Source organism: Pseudoduganella sp. GW821-FHT12E03, assembly GCF_058807115.1.
The window spans coordinates 18,549-38,102 of the sequence record NZ_JBXAQJ010000008.1 but is presented as its reverse complement, the minus strand read 5'-3'; the positions used below and the strand labels follow the sequence as shown (position 1 = coordinate 38,102).

The 19,554-nt window shown below is 58.3% G+C and carries 16 protein-coding genes and 1 tRNA gene; 11 read left to right on the top strand and 6 right to left on the bottom strand.

Annotated features, from left to right (window positions below; translation table 11 throughout):
• Positions 1-49 precede the first annotated feature (49 nt).
• Positions 50-1,345 (top strand): outer membrane protein assembly factor BamB family protein, encoded by a 1,296-nt coding sequence (locus AC1RRC_RS20365; RefSeq protein ID WP_493057357.1) that lies wholly within the window; start codon positions 50-52, stop codon positions 1,343-1,345.
• A 16-nt stretch (positions 1,346-1,361) separates the two neighbouring features.
• Here AC1RRC_RS20365 and AC1RRC_RS20360 read toward each other — a convergent pair whose 3' ends face one another.
• Together AC1RRC_RS20360 and AC1RRC_RS20355 are read right to left on the bottom strand one after the other, a co-directional pair.
• Positions 1,362-1,730, bottom strand: coding sequence for a DP-EP family protein (locus AC1RRC_RS20360; RefSeq protein WP_493057356.1), 369 nt, complete (start codon positions 1,728-1,730; stop codon positions 1,362-1,364).
• Positions 1,727-4,927, bottom strand: a complete 3,201-nt coding sequence (locus AC1RRC_RS20355; RefSeq protein ID WP_493057685.1) for an nSTAND1 domain-containing NTPase — start codon at positions 4,925-4,927, stop codon at positions 1,727-1,729. Before AC1RRC_RS20355 ends, AC1RRC_RS20360 begins: the two co-directional genes overlap by 4 nt.
• Here AC1RRC_RS20355 and AC1RRC_RS20350 point away from each other — a divergent pair.
• The 3 genes from AC1RRC_RS20350 to AC1RRC_RS20340 all read left to right on the top strand — a co-directional run bounded on the left by AC1RRC_RS20350 (position 4,856) and on the right by AC1RRC_RS20340 (position 8,134).
• Positions 4,856-5,131, top strand: a complete 276-nt coding sequence (locus AC1RRC_RS20350; protein WP_493057700.1) for a hypothetical protein — start codon at positions 4,856-4,858, stop codon at positions 5,129-5,131. The genes AC1RRC_RS20355 and AC1RRC_RS20350 overlap by 72 nt on opposite strands.
• Before the next feature lies 1 nt (position 5,132).
• Complete coding sequence (locus AC1RRC_RS20345) at positions 5,133-5,897, top strand: hypothetical protein (RefSeq protein ID WP_493057355.1); 765 nt, start codon at positions 5,133-5,135, stop codon at positions 5,895-5,897.
• 80 nt (positions 5,898-5,977) lie between these two features.
• The gene (locus AC1RRC_RS20340; protein ID WP_493057354.1) at positions 5,978-8,134 is read left to right on the top strand and encodes a DUF4214 domain-containing protein; all 2,157 of its coding nucleotides are present in this window, start codon (positions 5,978-5,980) and stop codon (positions 8,132-8,134) included.
• A gap of 2 nt (positions 8,135-8,136) precedes the next feature.
• Here AC1RRC_RS20340 and AC1RRC_RS20335 read toward each other — a convergent pair whose 3' ends face one another.
• The 3 genes from AC1RRC_RS20335 to AC1RRC_RS20325 form a co-directional block, all read right to left on the bottom strand.
• A complete protein-coding gene (locus AC1RRC_RS20335; RefSeq protein ID WP_493057353.1) occupies positions 8,137-11,127 on the bottom strand; it encodes a beta-propeller domain-containing protein in 2,991 nt (996 codons plus the stop codon).
• 334 nt (positions 11,128-11,461) lie between these two features.
• Positions 11,462-11,537, bottom strand: a tRNA-Asn gene (locus tag AC1RRC_RS20330).
• A 35-nt stretch (positions 11,538-11,572) separates the two neighbouring features.
• Entirely contained in the window at positions 11,573-11,782 is a 210-nt protein-coding gene (locus tag AC1RRC_RS20325; RefSeq protein WP_493057352.1) for a hypothetical protein, read from the bottom strand.
• Between the two features lie 164 nt (positions 11,783-11,946).
• On the opposite strand from AC1RRC_RS20325, the gene AC1RRC_RS20320 reads away from it, so the two are divergent.
• From AC1RRC_RS20320 to AC1RRC_RS20310, 3 genes are all read left to right on the top strand, one after another.
• Positions 11,947-13,614: a DUF2272 domain-containing protein gene (locus AC1RRC_RS20320; protein ID WP_493057351.1), complete on the top strand. Its 1,668-nt coding sequence runs from the start codon at positions 11,947-11,949 to the stop codon at positions 13,612-13,614.
• 68 nt (positions 13,615-13,682) lie between these two features.
• Positions 13,683-14,618, top strand: a complete 936-nt coding sequence (locus tag AC1RRC_RS20315) for an alkaline phosphatase D family protein (RefSeq protein WP_493057350.1) — start codon at positions 13,683-13,685, stop codon at positions 14,616-14,618.
• A gap of 16 nt (positions 14,619-14,634) precedes the next feature.
• Positions 14,635-15,627 carry a DUF3616 domain-containing protein gene (locus tag AC1RRC_RS20310; RefSeq protein WP_493057348.1) on the top strand — a complete coding sequence of 331 codons (993 nt, stop codon included), beginning with the start codon at positions 14,635-14,637 and terminating at the stop codon, positions 15,625-15,627.
• Between the two features lie 153 nt (positions 15,628-15,780).
• On the opposite strand, the gene AC1RRC_RS20305 is transcribed toward AC1RRC_RS20310, so the two are convergent.
• Entirely contained in the window at positions 15,781-16,893 is a 1,113-nt protein-coding gene (locus AC1RRC_RS20305; RefSeq protein ID WP_493057347.1) for a serine hydrolase domain-containing protein, read from the bottom strand.
• Positions 16,894-17,383: 490 nt separating this feature from the next.
• Between AC1RRC_RS20305 and AC1RRC_RS20300 the strand changes: the two genes are divergently transcribed.
• The 4 genes from AC1RRC_RS20300 (at position 17,384) to ybiA (ending at position 19,494) form a co-directional block, all read left to right on the top strand.
• A complete protein-coding gene (locus tag AC1RRC_RS20300) occupies positions 17,384-17,701 on the top strand; it encodes a hypothetical protein (protein WP_493057346.1) in 318 nt (105 codons plus the stop codon).
• 51 nt (positions 17,702-17,752) lie between these two features.
• Complete coding sequence (locus AC1RRC_RS20295) at positions 17,753-18,151, top strand: hypothetical protein (protein WP_493057345.1); 399 nt, start codon at positions 17,753-17,755, stop codon at positions 18,149-18,151.
• Between the two features lie 213 nt (positions 18,152-18,364).
• On the top strand, positions 18,365-18,772 hold the full coding sequence (locus AC1RRC_RS20290; protein ID WP_493057344.1) for a hypothetical protein: 408 nt from the start codon (positions 18,365-18,367) through the stop codon (positions 18,770-18,772).
• Positions 18,773-18,822: 50 nt separating this feature from the next.
• Positions 18,823-19,494: a riboflavin biosynthesis intermediates N-glycosidase gene (gene ybiA, locus AC1RRC_RS20285; RefSeq protein WP_493057343.1), complete on the top strand. Its 672-nt coding sequence runs from the start codon at positions 18,823-18,825 to the stop codon at positions 19,492-19,494.
• The last annotated feature ends 60 nt before the right edge of the window (positions 19,495-19,554 follow it).

Below are 19,554 nucleotides of genomic sequence, written 5' to 3'. Positions count from 1 at the left end.
CGCGCGAACGGTGCCGCGGGCGCACGCCGGCATACCGGTGAAATTCATCATGAAAATCTGTCTGTGGATCGCGCTTTGCCTGCTGGCCGGATGCGGCGGCGGCTCCGCACCAAGCGGCGTGCCGGCACAGCCGCCTGCCCTGTGCCGCGATGGCGGCTGCGCCGCCGGGCTGCCGGGTACGCCCGTTGCCCTGCCGTCCGAACTGGATATGAGCCACACCGGCACCCGCCCGCCGCTGGTGCGCTGGGCGGACATCGGCGACTGGCAGGGTTACCAGGGCAACGCGGCCCATACCGGCTATGTGCCGGTGACACTCGATCCGACCCGGTTCAGCTTGCGCTGGCGCAGGACCGCGCCGCCATCGGCGGCCAACGCGGCCGAGCCGGGCACGCTGGCGATCGCCGACGGCCTGGTCTATGCAGCCATCGGCAACCGGCTCTACGCGCGCCGCGAATCCGATGGCGAGGCCGTGTGGGACCATGACTTCGGCGATTTGCCCCATCCGTCCACCAATCCCCCGGCGACCGCCTACGGCATGGTCTACATCGTCGCGGGCCAGTCCAGCTCAACCTTCATGTTTGGTTTGAACGCGGCAACCGGCGCTGTCGTATTTAAAACACCCATGCATTCGCAGTGGGAACACTACCTGGCGCCGACAGTGGACGACGCCATGGTCTACACCAACGGCGGCATCTACGGCGGCTTGTATGCCTTCGACGCCATCAGTGGCAGCGTACGGTGGTTTGCCCAGCGGCCGCAGACGGCGGCGTGGACGCCGGCCGCCGCCAAGGGTATGGTCTACAGCTTTACCGGCGCCCTGCAAGTGGCCGCGGCGGACAGCGGCCGCGAAGTGCAATCGATCGCCGGCGCCCCCTTCAAGACCACCGACACGGCCATGCATAGCGCGCCGGTGCTGGGGGCGAACGGTTCCGTGTTCGCCCTCAATGCAGGCCGCGACAACAACACGTTGTTTAACTTTTCCCTGGCGGCTGGCAGGGTGGCATGGGCCATTGACGGCCGCTATGCGGGCAATCCCGCCAATGCGCACGGCACCGTGTACGCCCTGGCACAAGCTCCTCCAGCGCTGGAGGCGCGGGACGAGGCGGACGGCAGCCTGCGCTGGCGCTGGCATCCCCCGCTGGCGCAGGGAAGCGCCTTCGTCAGCGATGTCTTGTTGACCGAGAACCTGGTGTTCGTCTCAACCAATATGGCAACCCACGCGATCGACTTGCGCAGCCAGCGGGAAGTATGGCGCGTTCAGCAAAGCGGGCTGCTGGCGCTGTCAGCCAACGGGATCCTGTACATCTCCCGGGGCGGCGCCATTACCGCGATCAACGTCAAGTAATTGAACTTTCAGCGTGTCAGGCGCCAGGACGGTTGATCACTTGCGGGTCAAATTCAACCGTGGCGCCGAACGGGTTGGTGACGAGCAAGGTGATCTCGAAATATTCCGTCGAGGCCGTGGAATCGAAGTCTTGCAGCGTCATGAGCAGCCCGCCCGCCCCCACAACCGGTGGGGGGAACTGGTTCTGCTGGCTGGGTGAAATGTCCAGGCCCCAGAACAGCACACCATCCGGCGCCGACACCAGCTGATAGAGGATCACGGTGTCACTGCTGATGGTCACCGTCGGCTTGTCACACGTGATTTGCAAGGAATTATTTTTCGGGTCATACGTCACGGTCACGTTCACCGGCACGAATTGGATCGTGCGAGTTGGAATAGCATTCATGGTTTGCTGCCTTTCTGTTGGGGGAAAAGTGAATTCGTTTGCGCCAAAATGAGCCTGCGGTAGCCAATTTTTTCCAGCAATTGCTGCTGCGGCAGCGCCACGGATGGGGCGCCGAGGCAATGCTGGGCCTGGACCCACGGCGCCAGCAGGTGATGATCCGCACTGCCGGCGATATGCGGGCCAAGCAGTTCCACCACGCGGCGGCAAGCGGGGCCGGCGCCCGCGCCGCTGGCCTGATCGATCCGGCCTTGCAACAGCAGCGCCATGACCAGCGCGTCGCGCAGTTTCGGATCGGTGGCGGTGCTGGCATGCAGGTTTGCGAGTGCATCCAGTGCCGGCGCCAGCGTGACGCCAGCCTGCTGCGCCTGGCCACGCCGCAAATAGACGGTGGCGCGGCTGACACCGGTCGATGCGGCCAAGCGGCGCAGGCCGACCTTCTTGGGTTCCAGGGCACTCAGGGCAGCGAATTCCCGCGCCAGCAGATCGAGCCGCGCCAACAGTTCGGGCCCGGCGCCAGGATCAAGCTCGATCAGCTTGAGCTGGGCATTGGCGGCATCCATTTGCCAGTCGCGGTTACTCGGATCTTGCCTGGTCAGGGCATTCAGCAGCCCGGCCGCCTGCGTCAGCGCTGCGACGGCCTCGCCATTGCGGCCCAGCGCCTGCAGCAACTCCGCCTGATGCCACAGCGCAAAAGCATAGCGGTAACTCCACAAGCCGTCAGCCGGCCGGGCTCGGTGCAACGGCAATAGCAGCGCACTCTCGCTCTCATACAGCTGCCTGGCGGCATCGAGCTCGCCAAGTTGTTCCCTGACGCCCGCCAGCCAAGACAAGCTGTCGGCCAGGTCCGCCAGCACCGTCTCGTCGCCGGGCCGGCGCGCCAGCACTTGCCGCTTCAGCGCCACCGAGATGGCGAACTCGCGCGCCGCCACCGCGAGCGCTCCGCGCTTTTGCGCCAGACTGCCCAGGCTGTTATGTGCATAGGATTGTTCGCGCCAGGCATCCGGGTCGTTCGGCGCGAGCGCGGCCACCCGGTCGCTGTAGCGCAGGTACTCGCCAAAATAGGTTTCGGCCCGCTGCCAGTCGTTTTGATCGAAATGCATCTGGCCCAGCCAAAATGCGCTGACACCCAGGTTTTCCAATACCGCCCGGTCGTCCGGCTGGGTAGGCTGGTCGCCGCCCAGCAGCGCGCGCGCCGCGCTCAGCGCCTGCCCGGCCGCGGCCGGATCGCCGCGCGCGATCTTCACTTCCGCAATCAATTGCAGGGCTTTGGCACGCTGAATCCGTTCGGTCGCTCCGCTGGCCGGGCGCGCCGTGTCGGCCAGGTAGCCGAGCGCGCGCGCACTGACACGGTCGAGCAGATCGAGCCGGCCCAGCGGGCGCAGCTTGTCGATGAACTCGCCAAGCATGAACGCCATCAGGCCCTCGGCTTCGCCGCGATGCAGGTCGGCGCGCTGTTTTTCCGCATGGGTTGCCAGTCCCAGGCCGCCAGCCAGCAGTACCAGCAGCAGCAACAGGCCCACCACCATCAGCCGCTGCCGCTCACCGCGCCGGGCCTTGCGCAGCGAAGCAAGAATAAAGTCGCGTTCGGTCTCCTGTAATGAAAACTCGGCGATCTCCAGCAAGGCGCCGGCGTGGCGGACCTGTATGCCTGCTGGCAGCAACAAATCGGCGCGGCGGCCGCCGTCGTGCCAGCGTATGGCTTGCGCACTGACCCTGGCCAGCAATTGCAGCGCCTGGCGATGGCTGTCGATCCAGGCGGCCGCGCGTGTCCAGCGCCGCAACAGCGCTTCATGGGCAATGCCAAAGGCTGCCACGCCCCCCACCAGGTCACTGACGAACAGGCGCGCCTCCACCAGGGCCCGGGCCAGCTCCAGTTCGGGCCCCGGCGCCAGCGTGGCCCACGGCACGTGGCGCGACGTGACGGCCACTTCGCCGTCGGCCACATTGACCAGGCGCGATAACAGACGCGGCAACGCGGCGATCTCGCCGGGTCCGAGCGCCGTGATGGCTTGCTCGGCGCGTGCGCCAATGGCGCCCTCGATCCCGCCCAACTCATGGAAAACAGCAAAACTGAGCAAGCCATCTTCGCCACGGCGGCGGTAAAGCTCATGCAGGCAGTATTGAAGAAGCGGCAATACTTCGGCGCTGGCCCTGGCAGCCGCGCACAGGACGTCATCGAGCCGCGCGCCCCCGAGCGGATCGGCCTCGAAACGCAGGTTCGCCGCAGCGGCGGGCAAGCGGACGATTTGCGCAATTTCAGCGGCGTCGGGGGCGCCAAGGTCAAAGTGACCGCCGCGCAATTTCAATGCTTCCAGCGTGGGGTTTTCCATCACATGCGGATAAAAGTCATTCCGGCAAGCCAGCACCACCAGTACCCGTCCCGAACTGGCCAGCTGCTCCAGGGCGAGCAGGAAGGCATCGCGCATCGCCTGGTTCAGGTTTGCAAGCCGAAAGATGGCCTCGATCCGATCGATAAACAGGAACAGGCGCGCCGTCCCCGGGACGGATTCCAGCCGATCGAGCACCTCCGGCAACGCGCGTTCCAGGCGCTGGCCGAGCGTCATCGCACTGTCGCCCTCGAACACCGGCCTGCCGTCGAATTCGCTGTCGAGCAGTACGCTGCCCAGGGCGCTGAACAGGCCGGCGCCACCGACATCGGCGCAATCGAGGGTCACCGCGCCGGCCATGCAGACCGGCGCCGCGCCATCCGTCAGGCGCGGCAGCAGGCCTGCCTGCACCAGCGAACTCTTGCCCGAACCGGACGGGCCAAGCACCAGGACCATGGCGCAACCCAAGCTGATCTGGTCCCGCGTCGTACGCAACAGATGCCCGGTTGCACGATCCCGCCCAAAGAAAATCGCCGCGTGCGCATACTGGAAGGCTTCCAGTCCGCGAAATGGCGAACCGGCCAGCCACACGCCCTGGCCGGCCGGCGGATCATGGCGCACCTCGGCAATCGCGCGGTAGCCGCGCTTGCGGATCGTTTCAATGTAGCGCGGCGCGGCCGCTGAATCATCGAGCGCGCGGCGCAACTGGGCCAGTGTCTTGTGCAAGGGATTATCCCCAAGCAAGGTGCTGCCCCAGCAAGCTTCCAGGATGGATTCTGCACTCTGCACCTGGAGCGGATGGGCGCACAGGAAACTGAGCACATCCATTGCCAGTGGCTCCAGCTGCCTGCGCAAGCCATCACGATGGATGGAATTGCTGGCTGGCTCGATCCGCCAATCGCCGAAATGGAAACCGGGCGCATTGCCCCGCAGCCCAACACCCCTCATATTTTTTCTTTAAAAATCAAAAAGTTAGGAATCCGTAAGGTTTTGGGAAGGCGGCATTGGCGCACCTTTCGTAGACTGAATTGTCAATTGCGAAAGATGTTGTTTTTAGTATGGACCGGAGACTAACATGAATTTATTGCCAACAGATAGGATCCTCCCCGTCGGCCACGGAAACGCCGCGCCGGCGGCCAGCGGCAACGTGCCGCCGGCCGAATTGCAGGCGCAAGTACAGCGTATTTTGAGCAGCAGTTTCTTCGCAAAGGCCAAACGCAGCAGCGCGCTGCTGCGTTACCTGGCTGGCGAAGCGGAGTCAACGTCGATACGCCGGCTCAATGAATATGCGATCGGCATGGAGGTATTCCAGCGCAATGCCGCCGACTACAGCACCGGGGAAGACCCGATCGTCCGCGTCGAAATGGGCCGGCTGCGCACCCGGCTCGACGCCTACTATGCTGATAGCGGGCGGTCCGATCCAGTTCATATCTCCATCCCTTTGGGTTCCTATACTCCCAAGGCCGAGCGCAGGACAGTGGCGCAACCGGTGGCGCTGGCGCTGGTGCCCGTAGCCCATGGAGAGGCCGCGCATTTGAATGCTTTTACGGACGGGCTGAACGACGAACTGCGGCACCGGCTCTACCTGCAGTTCGGCAGCGGCTTGCTGCACGTGGCGCAGCGCGGCGCCTGGCAATCGAACGTTTCACCTCAGTTCATGCTCGAAGGGAGCGTGCGCACGGACGGCATCATCGTCCGCACCCACTTGCGCCTGCTCGACGTGGCACGCTCCGCCACGGCATGGAGTGTTCAGCTCGATCACGGCCATGACTTGTCCATCGCGCGCCAGGAGCAACTGGCGGACTTGTGCTGCGGGGCGGTGCGCGAATGCCTGCTGTAGCACAGCCCTCCAATCGCAGCTGAGCGCCTGCGGTTGCTTGCGTGACGCTACGCCACCAACCCTGCTGGCATCAGGCTTTCATGGGATTTGAGCAAGGTCATTGCATCGTCGTTAGACTTGATGCCATAACAACCTGGGACTGGCTCATGGCTGACCTGACACTGACTTCGACCACACCTGCCGACGGCGCCCGCAATGTTCCCGTTGGCAGCAACATCGTGCTGACTTTCAATACGATGATCCTGGCGGGCAGCGGTGAAATCAGCATTTCCAATAACGGTTCCTCCCGTTATTTGCTCGTTGACATCAACAGCAGCCAGGTCAAGATCAGTGGCAACACCCTGACCTTGGACCTGCCAGCCGATTTCCAGCTGGGCTTTACATACCAGGTCTTCATCCCGCCCGGACTGATTTACGGCGTCGACGGGTCCACGCTGAAAAATCCTGAACAGTCCACCTTCCAGACCGAACCACCTGCTGGACCGCGCAACCTGACGGGCACGCCTGAGCAGGACAGGCTTCTCGGCAGTAACAGCAATGATGTGATCGCCGGTGATGGCGGCAACGACCGTATCCAGGGATTTGGCGGCAATGATGTGCTCCAGGGTGGTGTCGGTGACGACGTCCTGGACGGCGGCGATGGCGACGACAGCCTCGACGGCGGCCTCGGCAACGACCACCTGTCCGACGACAATGGCAATAATGTATTGCATGGCGCGGAGGGCGGCGACAACCTGACGCTATACGCGGGCAACGGCACTGGCAAGTCGACAGCCTATGGCGATGACGGCCTTGATTACCTTGAAAGCAATGGCCCGAACAATACCTTAATAGGTGGCAACGATAACGACTACCTTTTGGCCAATATCGGCGCTCACGCCGGCAATGGCATCGTCACCCTGTCCGGCGGCGCCGGCGATGACAAGCTGATCGTCGACATGGGGACGTACCGTGGCGTTCACGTGATGCTCGACGGAGGATCGGGGACCAACACCTATGAGTTCCGAGGCGGCACGCCAGATGCGCCGCACGTCATTGCTGACTTCCAGCCGGGCATCGATACGATTGAGCTCAGCTATGCAGCGTTCGCCAATCCGGACAGCAATCCTTTTGGCCCGGCAGGCTACCTGCGGGCGGAACAGCAAGGCAGCGACACGCTGATACTGCAGGATGAAGATGGCGCGGAAGGGAAACAGGCCGGATGGCAGCCGTTCATCCTGCTCAAGAACGTGGCGCTGACCAGCCTGGGCGCGGCGGATTTCCTGTCGATGTCGCCGGACGGCAATACGGCGGGCTTGCGCCTGCAAGGCGGCGACGGCCGCGACAGTTTTTCCGGCTCCATGAACAACGACCAGATGGATGGCGCCGCCGGCCATGACTTCATGGCCGGCGGCGGCGGTGCGGACCGGCTGAATGGCGATGCTGGCTATGACATCCTGCTGGGAGGGTCTGGCAACGATTTCCTGGACGGGGGCGCCGACGCGGACCTCCTGCAAGGTGATACCGGCAATGATGTGCTGGAAGGCGGCGACGGTAACGACATGCTGGAAGGCGGCCTTGGCAACGACTTTCTGAGCGGCGGCGCCGGCAACGATATGTTGTTCGGCGGCTCCGGCTCCAGTAAGTCTCCGGTGTTCGATGGCGCCAGCGACAACGTGTTCATTGGCGGCAATGGCCTTGATTATGCGTTCCTGGACATGGCCTATAGTCAAACCCGTGTGACCTACGCCGATGGCCAGTACCGCGTGGAAGATGTGCAAGGACGCCCCGGAGTCAATCTCCTGCACGGCGTGGAGCGGCTGGTGTTAATGAGCATCGAGGGGATGCAGACACTGGCCTTCGACCTTGATGGAAATGCGGGGCAGCTGTATCGGCTGTATCTGGCCGCGTACAACCGCAAACCGGACGATGCCGGTTTTGCGTATTGGCTGGAACGGGCCGACAAGGGCCTCAGTATCGATGACATCGCGCAGCAATTTACGCAAACCGCTGAATTCAACAGCGTGTACAACCCAAGCGGCGGCAATGCCGCGTTCGTCAAGCAGTTATACCAATCCGTCCTGCATCGGGCGCCGGATGACGCCGGCTATGCTTACTGGGTTGACACCCTGGACCAGCAGCACATCAAACCTGCGGAATTGTTGCGCCTGTTTGCGGAAAGCAGCGAACACGTGGAAGCGGCCGCCGGGCTGATCGGCGTGGCCATCAAGTTCGATGCTTACTTCAACCCTTTGTGAGCTTAAGGCTTTTGCAAATTGACCGTATCGAGTGTGAACTGGTGGATGCCGTAGTAACTCGACGGCACATACACCGCATCGCCCACGATCGTGACATTGCCGCCCCATGTGATCGCCGGGAAATACGCCTGGGCAAACGGCCCCTGTGCCTGGCTAAAGTCGTACAGCAGGAAACCATATCCCGCCTGCACCAGCACCTTGCCGCCGCGCGCCGCGCGCAGCGTCGGGTTATACGGCAGCACGGTTTCCGATTTGGCCGTGAACTGCCTGGCGCCGATCTCCAAGTGCGACAGCGCTTGCTGATAGCTGCTGTTGTCGTAATGCGAGACGATCACGTTCTTGCCATCGACCAGCAGGCCAGTCAGCACCTGGGCCGGCATTGGATGTGTTGCCTGCAGGTAGGCCAGATTGTCGCGCACGATCAGCATATTCAGCGAGGCGCTGGTCGACTTTTCTTTCCAGTCGTGGTCCACCGTATAGATCGCTTCGCCCACAGCGGCCATCAACTGGCCCGGCACATTCACTTCCGCGCCCAGCTTGGGCGTGCTCGCCACCGACAGGTCGAGCGCCTTGATGTAGTACTTCGCCTGGGGCTGGCCGGCCACGACCGCGGGCTGCGGCTTCTTATAGTTGATCCACAAGGTGGCGCCGTCCTTGATCAGGCCAACCGACTCCTCGCCTTCCGGCATGCTGATTTTCGCCAGCAGCGCCGGTTTTGCCGGATTGCTCAGGTCGAGCACCTGCAAGGTATAGCTGGACCAGTAACGGTCCATCAGCGCGCCGCCGGTCGACGCATGGTTCGTTTGCCCGGCAAAGACCAGCGCATTGCCCACCACGGTCGGCTCTGGCGCGAAAAAGCCGTCCGGACATGGTCGCCCGGACAACGCACAGATGCGCTTATCGTCAGCGTAGTAGATACCGCCACCACTCTGGACCAGCGCATCGGTTGTCAGGGAACCCATTTTTAACGGCTTGGCGCTAACGCTCACGTCATACGTGGCGATCGTCGTATTGACGCCGGTTGAGGTCGCGTCGCTCGACACGACGACCAGCTTTTCGCCCACGTTGTAGATTTTCGATCCGGCCGGCACTTCGACATGCGACAGGATGGTTGGGCCATCGGCTTCCGCCAGCGGCACCAGCTCGACCTGGTCCATGCGGCGCGCCGTGCCGCTCGCGCCCCACGCCTGATCGATGCTGTGATAGCGCGCGCCGACCTGCTTGAACGCGATGAACTGGCTGTAGTTCGGCGCCAGCCGCACGTTGCCCTTTTCCTGCGGCGCATCCGGATTCAGGATGCTGAACAAGGACAAACCGCTGTCGGACAAGTTGGCCGCGATGCTGTTGGCGGCGTCGCCCATGAAGCTGCGGCGCACGGCCATGTCCTGCTTCATGGTGCCGCGCCGGGTCAGCGTCGTGGCCGAGAACGTGAAGATCTGCACGCCGCCGACACCTTGCCCGGTGGCGCTGTCATAGCCGGAGAACGGCAGCAGCACCAAACCCGTTTCCACCGTCTTGCCATCGGCGGCTATCGCCCTGGTCGCGTTTTCCAGCACGGAGAAAGCGCGGTCGTCCCAGTTCGCTTCCGACCAGCTGTTCGACAAATCGACTTCCGCGCGCATCAGCAGCGGACGGGTGTTTTTCAGGTTGCTGGTGTCGTACAGGCTGATCGCCAGGCTGCGCCGGTTGTTTTCGTCATTGTGGCCGACCCCGATCAAGCGTGTCTCGTCGTGCACCGGCACGAAGAAATCATTCCAGCCGGACACGATAAACTCGTTCTCTTCCTTCATGGTTCCTTCCGGGGTGATCGAGAAGGCGTGGAACGGATCCTTGCGCAGGTAGGTGACGAAGAACGCTTTGTCAGCGGAGAAAGACGTGCCGAACAATTGCTGGCCTTCACCGAAGGTGTCGTGGTCAATCGCCTTCGGATTGGCGATGTCGGCGATATTGAACGTTTCGACGTGGTTCACGTTCGAGCCGGTATTCCACCAATTGCCGGAAACCACACGCAGCACGTCGCCATGGATGTGCATATTGGTTTTCTTTTGTACCACCCCGCGAATAAGCACATCGGCGCCTTGCACCATCGCGCCGTCCGGGCTTGAAATGTCGACCACGGAAACGCGCGAGCCATGCTTGCCGCCGCCCTCGACGGCGCGCGCCACCATCAAGCGGTTGCCGGTGGCCTGCATCGCCTGCACATAGCCGCCCAGCGCCAATGTCGATTTACTTTCAAGCATCCCTTGCGCATTGATGGCGTAGCTCAGCACATTGGTTTGGCCGGCATAGACGGACACGAAATCGGTCGCGGTGATGGCCACCGGCGTGGCCATGGCGAATTCACTCGATGTCACAAACAAGGCGTTCTTGCCGGCGCCGCTGGTCAGGCGCGAGGTCTGGATGTAGCCGGGCACACGGGTCGAACCGACGACAACGGGCGCGGCGCGGTTGGCGACATCGACCGTGATGACGGCGCCGCCATGGAATTGCTCGACCGACTCCTTGCCACCCTTGCTGGTGCGGCGGAACTCCGACCAGTTATTGAGCAAAATGTAGACCTTGTCGCCCGAATGGTACATTTCGACCGGGTCGCCGCTGATTGCCGCGCGCCCGACGATTTTCGGACTGGCGGGGTTGCTGATATCGATGATCTGCAGGCCGCGGTACAGGTTCAGGTTCAGGATCGACTTGCCGCTCTCGAGGACGCGGTAGATGTCGCCTTCCTGCACCGAACGCGGCTGGGAAGTATCAACATTGGCCGGCGTGACGGCCGTGGTCGCGGTCGTGTAGAAATTTCCGGTCTTGGCCATTCCTTCGGTCGACAGCGCGCCCATGCCGTCGGCGGACACAAAGCTGGTACGGCCGCTCAGCGGCTGCTCCGGCTGGGCAATCGGGCCGCTCGAACCACCGCCACAGGCGGTCAGCGCCAGGCCGAGACAAACGGCAAGGCTGTATTGCAGGGGCCTTGATAACCAGTGAGACAAGCGTTTCATGGCATCTTCCTTATAGGTTTTTGTCATGACGAAGCAAGCGCTCACGGTCGAGCTATCATGGCTCCCTTATTATCGAGAAAAACGTTGCCTGAATCTGTCGTTCAATTGTCTAAAATCTGTACAGTTTGCGCCCCACCTTGACCGGCGTGGGCGGCGGCCGAGGATGACCATATCGAAGGACGCGATCAGACAGGCGGAGACGGCAGCCGGGCAAAAGACCGTGTTTCCACCAATGGGAACTCACCTGCCCGTGCAATATTCCCCGAGTGGGGAGTCTTAGAGCAGGAATCAAACGAAAGCGGCCCCGCGATTGCTCGCGGGGCCGCTTGTATTCTGGCTCCCCGACCTGGACTCGAACCAGGGACCTGCGGATTAACAGTCCGTCGCTCTACCGACTGAGCTATCAGGGAATTGAGGCCGCAATTATATACAGCCTCCCTGCATTTTACCAGAGCTGCTCGGCAGTGCTTCGAAAATACGCGTTCTGCACCGAAGTGGTTGCCGCCGACTTCGCGGCTGCTGTATTGCTGCTTGAACTTTTCATTGACCAGGCAGCGCCCTCGCCGTTCAGCTTGACCACCATGGTGCGGCGCAGGCCGCCGCCCACGCGCCACTGCTGGTTCGGATGGAAGTACGCCAGCAGTTCGGCCGGCACCGCGCGCCGCCAGCATTGGAAACAAATTCACATCCCCATTTACTACCAATTAAGTAGTGTTGCCACTTTTTCACATAAAACAATTCCTTTGACCAAGATCAAAATTCGTGCGATCTTTTAATTCCTCAAAAGCGCGAATTAATTCACGGCACTTGAAGAGTGGCTTGTGGACGCATTTCCGCAATCTTCAACTTTCCATGCAAGTCAGAAAGTCTGATGAACGTCCAGCCAATCACTGGCAATCCGCGCACTGGTTAATCGTCAATCAATCATTGAAAGGCCATGCCATGGGATACAAGGAAGATTTTTCACGCGACGATGGCTGGTCAGCTGTCGATGTCAGTGTTCGATTGAATACATCAGCCGGAAAACGATTCCTATCGTATCTGCGCACTCAGGGCGTTGGCACGATAATTCGCTATTATGCAAGTTCTCAGCGCCCAAAAACAATTACCGTGGAGGAAGCAAAACTCCTTTCAGCAGAGGGCTTCTCCATTCTTCCAGTATTTCAGGACAGGAACCGCAAAGAAGAGGACTTCAGCTATGATAAAGGAAAAGAAAATGCTGCCAGCGCCATGGAGTTCGCAAAGCTGCTGCACCAGCCGGAGGGCAGTACGATTATATTCGCCGTGGATCAGGATCTGTCAACCGGGATAATTGATAACAATATCGTTCAATATTTCAAAGCGATCAACGATGCGCTGCACGGATCTTTCAAAATCGGCGCATATGGCAGCGGCGCCACGTTATCGAAATTGCTGGCTGAGGGCCTTATCTCCATTCCCTGGCTGTCCATGTCCAGGCTATTCAAAGGAACCGAGAATTTCTTTTACAAGAAACTATGGGCTCTGCGCCAACTCCCACCCGGATCAATCCACCCTGAATCCAATATTGGCTTTGACAAAAATATCATTGCCATCCCTCTTGAGCAATTGGGCGCATTCCAGATTGATGCGGCGGGCAATGGATTTTCAGCTTGGGATGAGGAAAAAGACGGAACCATTGGAAGCGGCCCGCAGGTCGGGCTTTCCAATACCTTACTTGGTGCCAATAAAATTGTTACTACTGAAGGCCTGCGTCTAAGGCAATCCCCTGGCGGACCCATCATTCGCGAACTGACGATCGGCGACCCTGTCATTGCTTCTGAGCAACCAGATCAAAACGGGTGGAGCAAAATAATGACGACGACGCAGGAAGGTTACGTCTTCTCCAAATACTTGCGGTCTCCAAAACGCGCAGAAATCGAACAATTGCTTCGCATGACAATAGATGAGTGGTTACGGTTTGAAAAAGGACAAGCCAACGAAAAATCCGATCCATATTATAGGTACATACGGGAAATGTGGGCGGTCATTGGCGAACCTTACGATGGCAGGAGCCGCGACCAGCATGGCGAGGATATTCCCTGGTCTGCAGCTTTCATCTCCTGGGTAGTACGCAAAGCTGGCCCCGCCTACGCCAACTTCAAGTTCGCCTCGCGGCATTCTGAATTCGTGAATGACGCAATTCACGCCAGGGTGGTCAACCAGCTGAATAAACCTTTCTGGGGATACAGGATTACAGAAGAGCGTCCCGAATTGGGCGACATTATCCAAAAAAACCGGAGTGGCCAAAACTTGTCTTATTCGTACGCGGAAAATCATGCGCGTTATGCCAGCCACTCCGATGTGGTGGTCGAGGTGACACAGGACGTGGCCAGGGTCATTGGCGGGAATGTTTCAGATACGGTTACCCTCAGTGGCGATTTGAACGAGTACCACCTTGACGACGCTGGTTTTCTCAAGCCGGGCCAGAATATTATCTGCCTCTTAAAAAACCGCGCCGGTCTCTGAGAACCGCGTCACTTGGATAACCTTGGCAGCACCGTGAAGACAGTCAACCGTACGCATTCGGAGGAACCATGAAAATTGCCTTTACTTCCTGTATCGATGCAATCAGCGATCCTGCACAGCCGGTCTGGCAGCGTATTCAAGACTTGCAACCGGATATATTGCTGCTGCTTGGCGACGTGGCCTACATGGATTATGGCCTGGCGATATTGGGCAGTGACAGGCCGCTCGGCTGGCCACGCAAGGTCTCCAACGAGGTGTTTGCCAACGCGATGTACGACCGCTACCGCAGGCAATGGGAAGTGCAATCATTCCAAAAATTACTGCAATCGGGCGTCAAACTGGGCATGGTCTGGGACGACCATGATTTCGCTTGGAACAATGCACGCGGTGCGGGCACTGAAAAGCGTTTTGCCGTGCCGAGAGATAAGCGGCTGATCGCCCAAGGTATGTTTGAACAGTTCAGGGCCGCATGTACACTCCCTCTTGCCTCGGAGTACCCCGCCATGCCCGGTGTGGCAGTGCTCCTGAAGCAGGCCGAGCGCGGCATTCAATCCACCTTCGACCAAGATAAGGTACGTTTCATCATGCTTGATGGACGAAGCTTCCGCGAAGACCCGAACATCACGCCCGACGCCACCATGTTGGGTTATGAGCAGCGCGAGTGGCTGAGCCGGCTGCTGGCGGAATGGGACGGCATGAATATCGTCTGTTCCGGCAGTGTCATGTCGGGCTCTGGCGAAAGCTGGGACCAGTATCTCGACTATGCCTGGCTGCTCAAGCAAAAAGTGGGCAAATTGATCGTCCTGAGCGGCGACATCCATAAGATCGTGCTGCCGGTGAAGCACAGCAAGAACATCTTCGAAGTCACCGCGTCCGGCGCCGCACGGCGTGGCCTGGGTGGCGCCGAGCTCAATTTTGGGATGTTGACCGTGGGGGAAAGCGTCAGCGTGAGCCTGCACTCGGAAGATAATCCGGCTGGCGCCCGGGCAGAGATCAAGTTCTGACACAGTGGAGGAACACATGTACTACAAAAATATTGCACTACTTGCAACTACCATTGCGACATCGTCCGCCATGGCCGCCCCGCTTTCCTCCTATCGAGGACCATGCAACGCCTCCGCAGCCGTGGCATTGGACAAGCAGCATTTTGTCGTGGCCGATGACGAAACCAACGTTCTTCGCGTCTACAGGCAGGATAGCCCCAACGCTGTGGGTCGCATGGACTTGAAAGATCACATGTCGATACCAGCGAAAAAGAAAAAGCCAGGAGAACAAAAGGAGCTGGATATCGAAGGCGCCGCCAGAATTAAAAACAGGATTTTCTGGATAACTTCGCATGGGACCAACTCGGACGGAGACGTTGATCCTGCCCGGAGAAAATTCTTCGCTACCGACATCAAGAGCCAGGGAAAAGGTACTGTTCCAACACTTGAATTGGTTCGGCCACCCTATGAAACATTACTGAAAGCGATGCTTAAGAAATCTTCGCTGACAGCCCTCGGCTTGGAAGCGGCATCCGAAATCGAGGCAAAAAAAGGCGGTTTGAATATCGAAGGCTTGGCTGCAACCAAGGCAGGCACCTTATTAATTGGCTTTCGTAGTCCGCTTATCAATAAAAAAGCACTGATCGTTCCCATGATGAATCCGAATGAAGTGATCGATGGAGAGGAAGCGCAATTCGGCGCGCCAATTCAGCTCGATCTGGACGACAGGGGCATACGCAGCATCGAGCGGGTTGGCGGCAAGTTCTATATCGTGGCGGGTCCCGTCGGCAAAACCGGCTCCTTCTCGGTCTATGAATGGAGCGGCAAGGCCAAAGAGCGCCCCCGGGCGGTGTCAACACCGGACCTTTCACACATGAATCCCGAGGCATTGTTTGATGCCGATGGCAACACCTTGCAATTACTGAGCGACGACGGCAAGGTGAAGCGTGGCGGAACCGAGTGCGAGGAATTGCCCGACAATGAACAGGAATTCGGCAGCATGCTTTTTCAGTATGGCCAAAAGCCTTGAATTCCAAATCGAACGGCCTGTCCCGCCATGGGGAACTCCTCTCTTGAGTTCCTTCCCTAAAGAGAGGGGATTCCTGCTACCAGCGTCGCACGTCCGGAGAATGTTTAATGATCCAGTGCTGGCTTGCTGCAAATCAGGAATCACCCCACAGGTTTATTTAGCCGGTGCCAGCGTCGGAAACAAGGCGCCCAGCATCCCGGTAATGACCGCATCGGCCCCCATGTCTTCGAATGCATTGGCCACCGCGAGTACGCCGCTGTCCTGCTCGGGGAATAACACGACCACCGCCAGCCAGTTGCCATCCGAACCCTGATGCACCAATACCGGCCCCTTGCGCCCGGCGATCGCCCCTTGCACGCCCCAGTCGAGACCGGCACCACTACCCGGCTGGGCCGTTTGCATCAGCTTGTAACTGACGGGCAGCAACAGCTTGCCGTTTCCTTTGGCGCCAGCCAATTGATCGAGATTGAAACGTGCCCAGTCAGCGAGGCTCATATGCAAGAATCCGGCTGGCGCATACACGGCCGGCACGCCATCGGCTTCTCGTTTGACAACCAGTTTCGGCTTGCCTTTGCTGTGGCCACGGATTTGGCCATCATGGGTCGCACCGCTACCGGCTGTGGCCATGCCAAGCGGGCCGAAGACTTCAGCCTGCATCAGCTCATCGTACGTTTTTCCTGTGGCGCGTTCGGCAATGGCTGCCGCGATCAGGAATCCCGTATTGCTGTAACTAAAGGCCGAACGCGGTTTCCCGGCTGGTTTTTCCTTGAGTGCGGAAGTGATGTAGGCCAACCGCTGCTGCGTCTGCGCGCGGGTGTCGCCAAAGTAGGTGTTGAGAGCCTTGGTATTGCGCAGATCACGCGGCAGACCTGCCTGGTGCGACAACAGATCGATCAATGTGACCTCGCGATATTCAGGGCGCATGGCCTTGGCCACATCGGGCAGCATTTGCTCCAGTGATGCATCCCAAGACAGGACGCCCCGTTCGACCAGCCGCGCTATCATGGCCACCGTCATCACTTTGCCAGTAGAACCGATCACCCACACGTCATCCTGCGTGACGGCATCCTTGCCATCATTGCGGCGCACGCCAGCGACTGCCCGGTCTTCGACTTGCCCGTTGCGCATCACCAGCACGCCGGCGGCGGGAACCTTGGAGCCGGCCATGGCACTGGCCAGGACGGCATCGAGCTTTTCCGCGGCACTGGCGGGGATCGCGGTGCTCAGGATCAGCGCCGCAGCGGCAGTGAATAAACGAAATCGCATGTTCTCTCCATTAAGTTGGGCTTATGCCAATGGAAAGAAGTCTACCGGCGACCCGAATACACTCTCCGCATCTTGCGACGAACTGCAATATCAGTTACCTGAGCCGTTACTTTCTCACAACTTTTCTGAATGCCTTTTCGATCATGATCAACACATCCACAAACAAAAACGGCCCCGCGATTGCTCGCGGCGCCGCTTGTATTCTGGCTCCCCCACCTGGACTCGAACCAGGGACCTGCGGATTAACAGTTCGGTGACCCAGGAACAGTGCAGTGGGACCCGATTTCATGGATTAGCAAGTCCCCAGCGTCCTCGCAGCGACCCAATGAACCGACGGTAGCCGCCGTCCCATCCTGGAGCGCGGCATGCTCACGGCAACGCCCAGCCGCCCTCCCTGCTTTAGACACGCGCGTGTGACAATTTGTGATTTTTTCGTTTGAGCAACATGCTATTCTCTCAAGGGCTGTGATCGGCCAACAGCAGCCTCTCAATGAGTGGCAAGAAACATAATATGAATCTTGATGATTACGTCGTTGTAGGAAATTTTTCTAACGACACAACTGCCGACATGCGCATCTTCTTGGAAATGACCTGCGAAGAAATATTTTTATCGCCGGGCCAAGCTATCGAACTTTTGGCAAGAAAAAGCCATGGACTTCTTCCGATAACGGTGGCCTATGTCAAGGATGGGCTTCAAATTTTTGCTAATAGAGAATTTGACGTGGATTGGCACGTTCGATTTGACGGAAATATTTTAAAACCAGGCTATCAAACAAGGCTACCTGCTCCTCACCGATATCTATTCTAAAACCGGTCAGTAGCCCCTGGTCAGCAATAAACAACTTGAAATGATAAATCTATGGACGCAGTGAAGGATTTTATCCGAACTTACACGCATCACGCTGAGTCACAGATTGCTTTCGCCTGGAACGGGAAATATGCAAATGAGTTCATCGATTCGAACATGCAATTTCGCCAAGCCGTATGCAGCTATTTTGAGGATAAGAAAGACGGGTTCTCATTGCCCCTGATTGCAGCGCTTTACAAAGCTGAAACCCTTTTTGCGAAAGAAGCTTGGGGAGTCAACAGGATTGTCTCCAGCCTTGCTCAGGAGTTACTTGAGCGAGGTGGCATTGAGTATCTTGATGCGTACCAAGTGCGGGATGGATGTTTTCATGGCAACTGGCAACATTACATTGTCAAAAAATCGCTGTCGGGATTTAGTAGATCGTTGCATAATCAATTCGCAATCTGCTGATGGCAATCAGAACCAATGGAAAATGTTGGCTGACCGCTTTACCTATCTTCTTGGGAAGTGAGCATTGCCGGTATCGGCCATGAGCAGACAGTGCTGCTAACACTTTTGGGAGGTAGAGTCACATTTTCTCGTAGTGAATCGCCTTAGAACTCATGACATTACTAACGAAAATGTCAGTATCACTCAGAATCACCAAAACATACCTGATTCCAAATGCTCGACTTCTACATAGTAAATAGCGTTCAGGACATAGCTAAAGATAAATTAAAACCGCGGTTTTCTCTAGGAGGTGAAGCTTACTGGTTTCTACACAGATACTTCATGCAAGCAGATTTGAGCCCTGGTGATTATTATTTTCTAAACCTATACGAAGACACCGAAATACAAGGCTATCAACTGCACCGCCTTAAAACAGAACTTGAAATAGCTAAGCTTGACCTTTCCGGGAGGAGCGGCGAGGTTCGTATACTCACAGGCTGGCTGGACGAAAAACGCTCATTGGAGTCCGAAGATTGGAAAACAGTTAAATTGGAAGAGCTTGCTCAAATGATTTCACAATTATTGGTAGTGATCGCTGAAGCTCAATCCACCAATAAGCTGATCTTCGCCATGGGCGATTGACGGCCCTGTTGAAGATGCTTCGGTAACCAAGTTGTTGGCAGTCTTCGGCCATGAGTGGCCGCCGGAAGCTCAAGGTTGAATTATTAACGGAAATGATAAAAATATTTTTTTACGAGACAGACAAAGCATATGGCTGTTTTTCAAATTTCTCTCGTCACGCTATAAGCATTGATGGCATCACTTGGCCGACGTCAGAGCACTACTTCCAGGCTCAGAAATTCTCAGAGCAGGCTGACGCAAGAGCTGTGCATGAAGCGGCTACGCCTTTCGTGGCTGCGCAGATTGGTCGCGAACGCCAGCGCTCGTTCCGAGCGGATTGGAATGATGTTCGTGACAGCATCATGCTGAGTGCGCTCCGCGCAAAATTCAATCAGCACGCGGAGCTACGCGAGGTATTGATATCCACTCAAGGAGCAATTCTGGTGGAGCACACCAAGAATGACCGATATTGGGGCGATGGCGGAGACGGAACAGGTAAGAATATGTTGGGGATTTTGTTGCAGCAGGTTCGAGCCGAGTTGTCCGACACGGATTCAAGTTTTGTTGCACCGCCTTGGGTTCATGCTCCCGATATCGAAGTGTCAGATATGTATTGGCGTATGGGGAAAGGTGAAGAAATTTGCATGAACGCTGCTCGCTTTAGAGACAGCCTCGGTTCAATAGCAAGGCAGCATTATGATTTGTACTTTTCGGTCCCGGCAGATTGGCGCCGTTCTTGGTAATCGATCGGAAGCGGCCAGGAGCAGTCGTTGCCGTATTGCGAGGCTCGATAGAAATGAGGA

Coding starts and splice junctions, on each gene's coding strand:
- ybiA (WP_493057343.1), top strand. CDS start 18,823: ATGAGTGGCCGCCGGAAGCTCAAGGTTGAATTATTAACGGAAATGATA.
- AC1RRC_RS20360 (WP_493057356.1), bottom strand. CDS start 1,730: ATGAATGCTATTCCAACTCGCACGATCCAATTCGTGCCGGTGAACGTG.
- AC1RRC_RS20315 (WP_493057350.1), top strand. CDS start 13,683: ATGAAAATTGCCTTTACTTCCTGTATCGATGCAATCAGCGATCCTGCA.
- AC1RRC_RS20335 (WP_493057353.1), bottom strand. CDS start 11,127: ATGAAACGCTTGTCTCACTGGTTATCAAGGCCCCTGCAATACAGCCTT.
- AC1RRC_RS20350 (WP_493057700.1), top strand. CDS start 4,856: ATGGGCGCACAGGAAACTGAGCACATCCATTGCCAGTGGCTCCAGCTG.
- AC1RRC_RS20295 (WP_493057345.1), top strand. CDS start 17,753: ATGGACGCAGTGAAGGATTTTATCCGAACTTACACGCATCACGCTGAG.
- AC1RRC_RS20310 (WP_493057348.1), top strand. CDS start 14,635: ATGTACTACAAAAATATTGCACTACTTGCAACTACCATTGCGACATCG.
- AC1RRC_RS20345 (WP_493057355.1), top strand. CDS start 5,133: ATGAATTTATTGCCAACAGATAGGATCCTCCCCGTCGGCCACGGAAAC.
- AC1RRC_RS20365 (WP_493057357.1), top strand. CDS start 50: ATGAAAATCTGTCTGTGGATCGCGCTTTGCCTGCTGGCCGGATGCGGC.
- AC1RRC_RS20290 (WP_493057344.1), top strand. CDS start 18,365: ATGCTCGACTTCTACATAGTAAATAGCGTTCAGGACATAGCTAAAGAT.
- AC1RRC_RS20300 (WP_493057346.1), top strand. CDS start 17,384: ATGAGTGGCAAGAAACATAATATGAATCTTGATGATTACGTCGTTGTA.
- AC1RRC_RS20340 (WP_493057354.1), top strand. CDS start 5,978: ATGGGATTTGAGCAAGGTCATTGCATCGTCGTTAGACTTGATGCCATA.
- AC1RRC_RS20305 (WP_493057347.1), bottom strand. CDS start 16,893: ATGCGATTTCGTTTATTCACTGCCGCTGCGGCGCTGATCCTGAGCACC.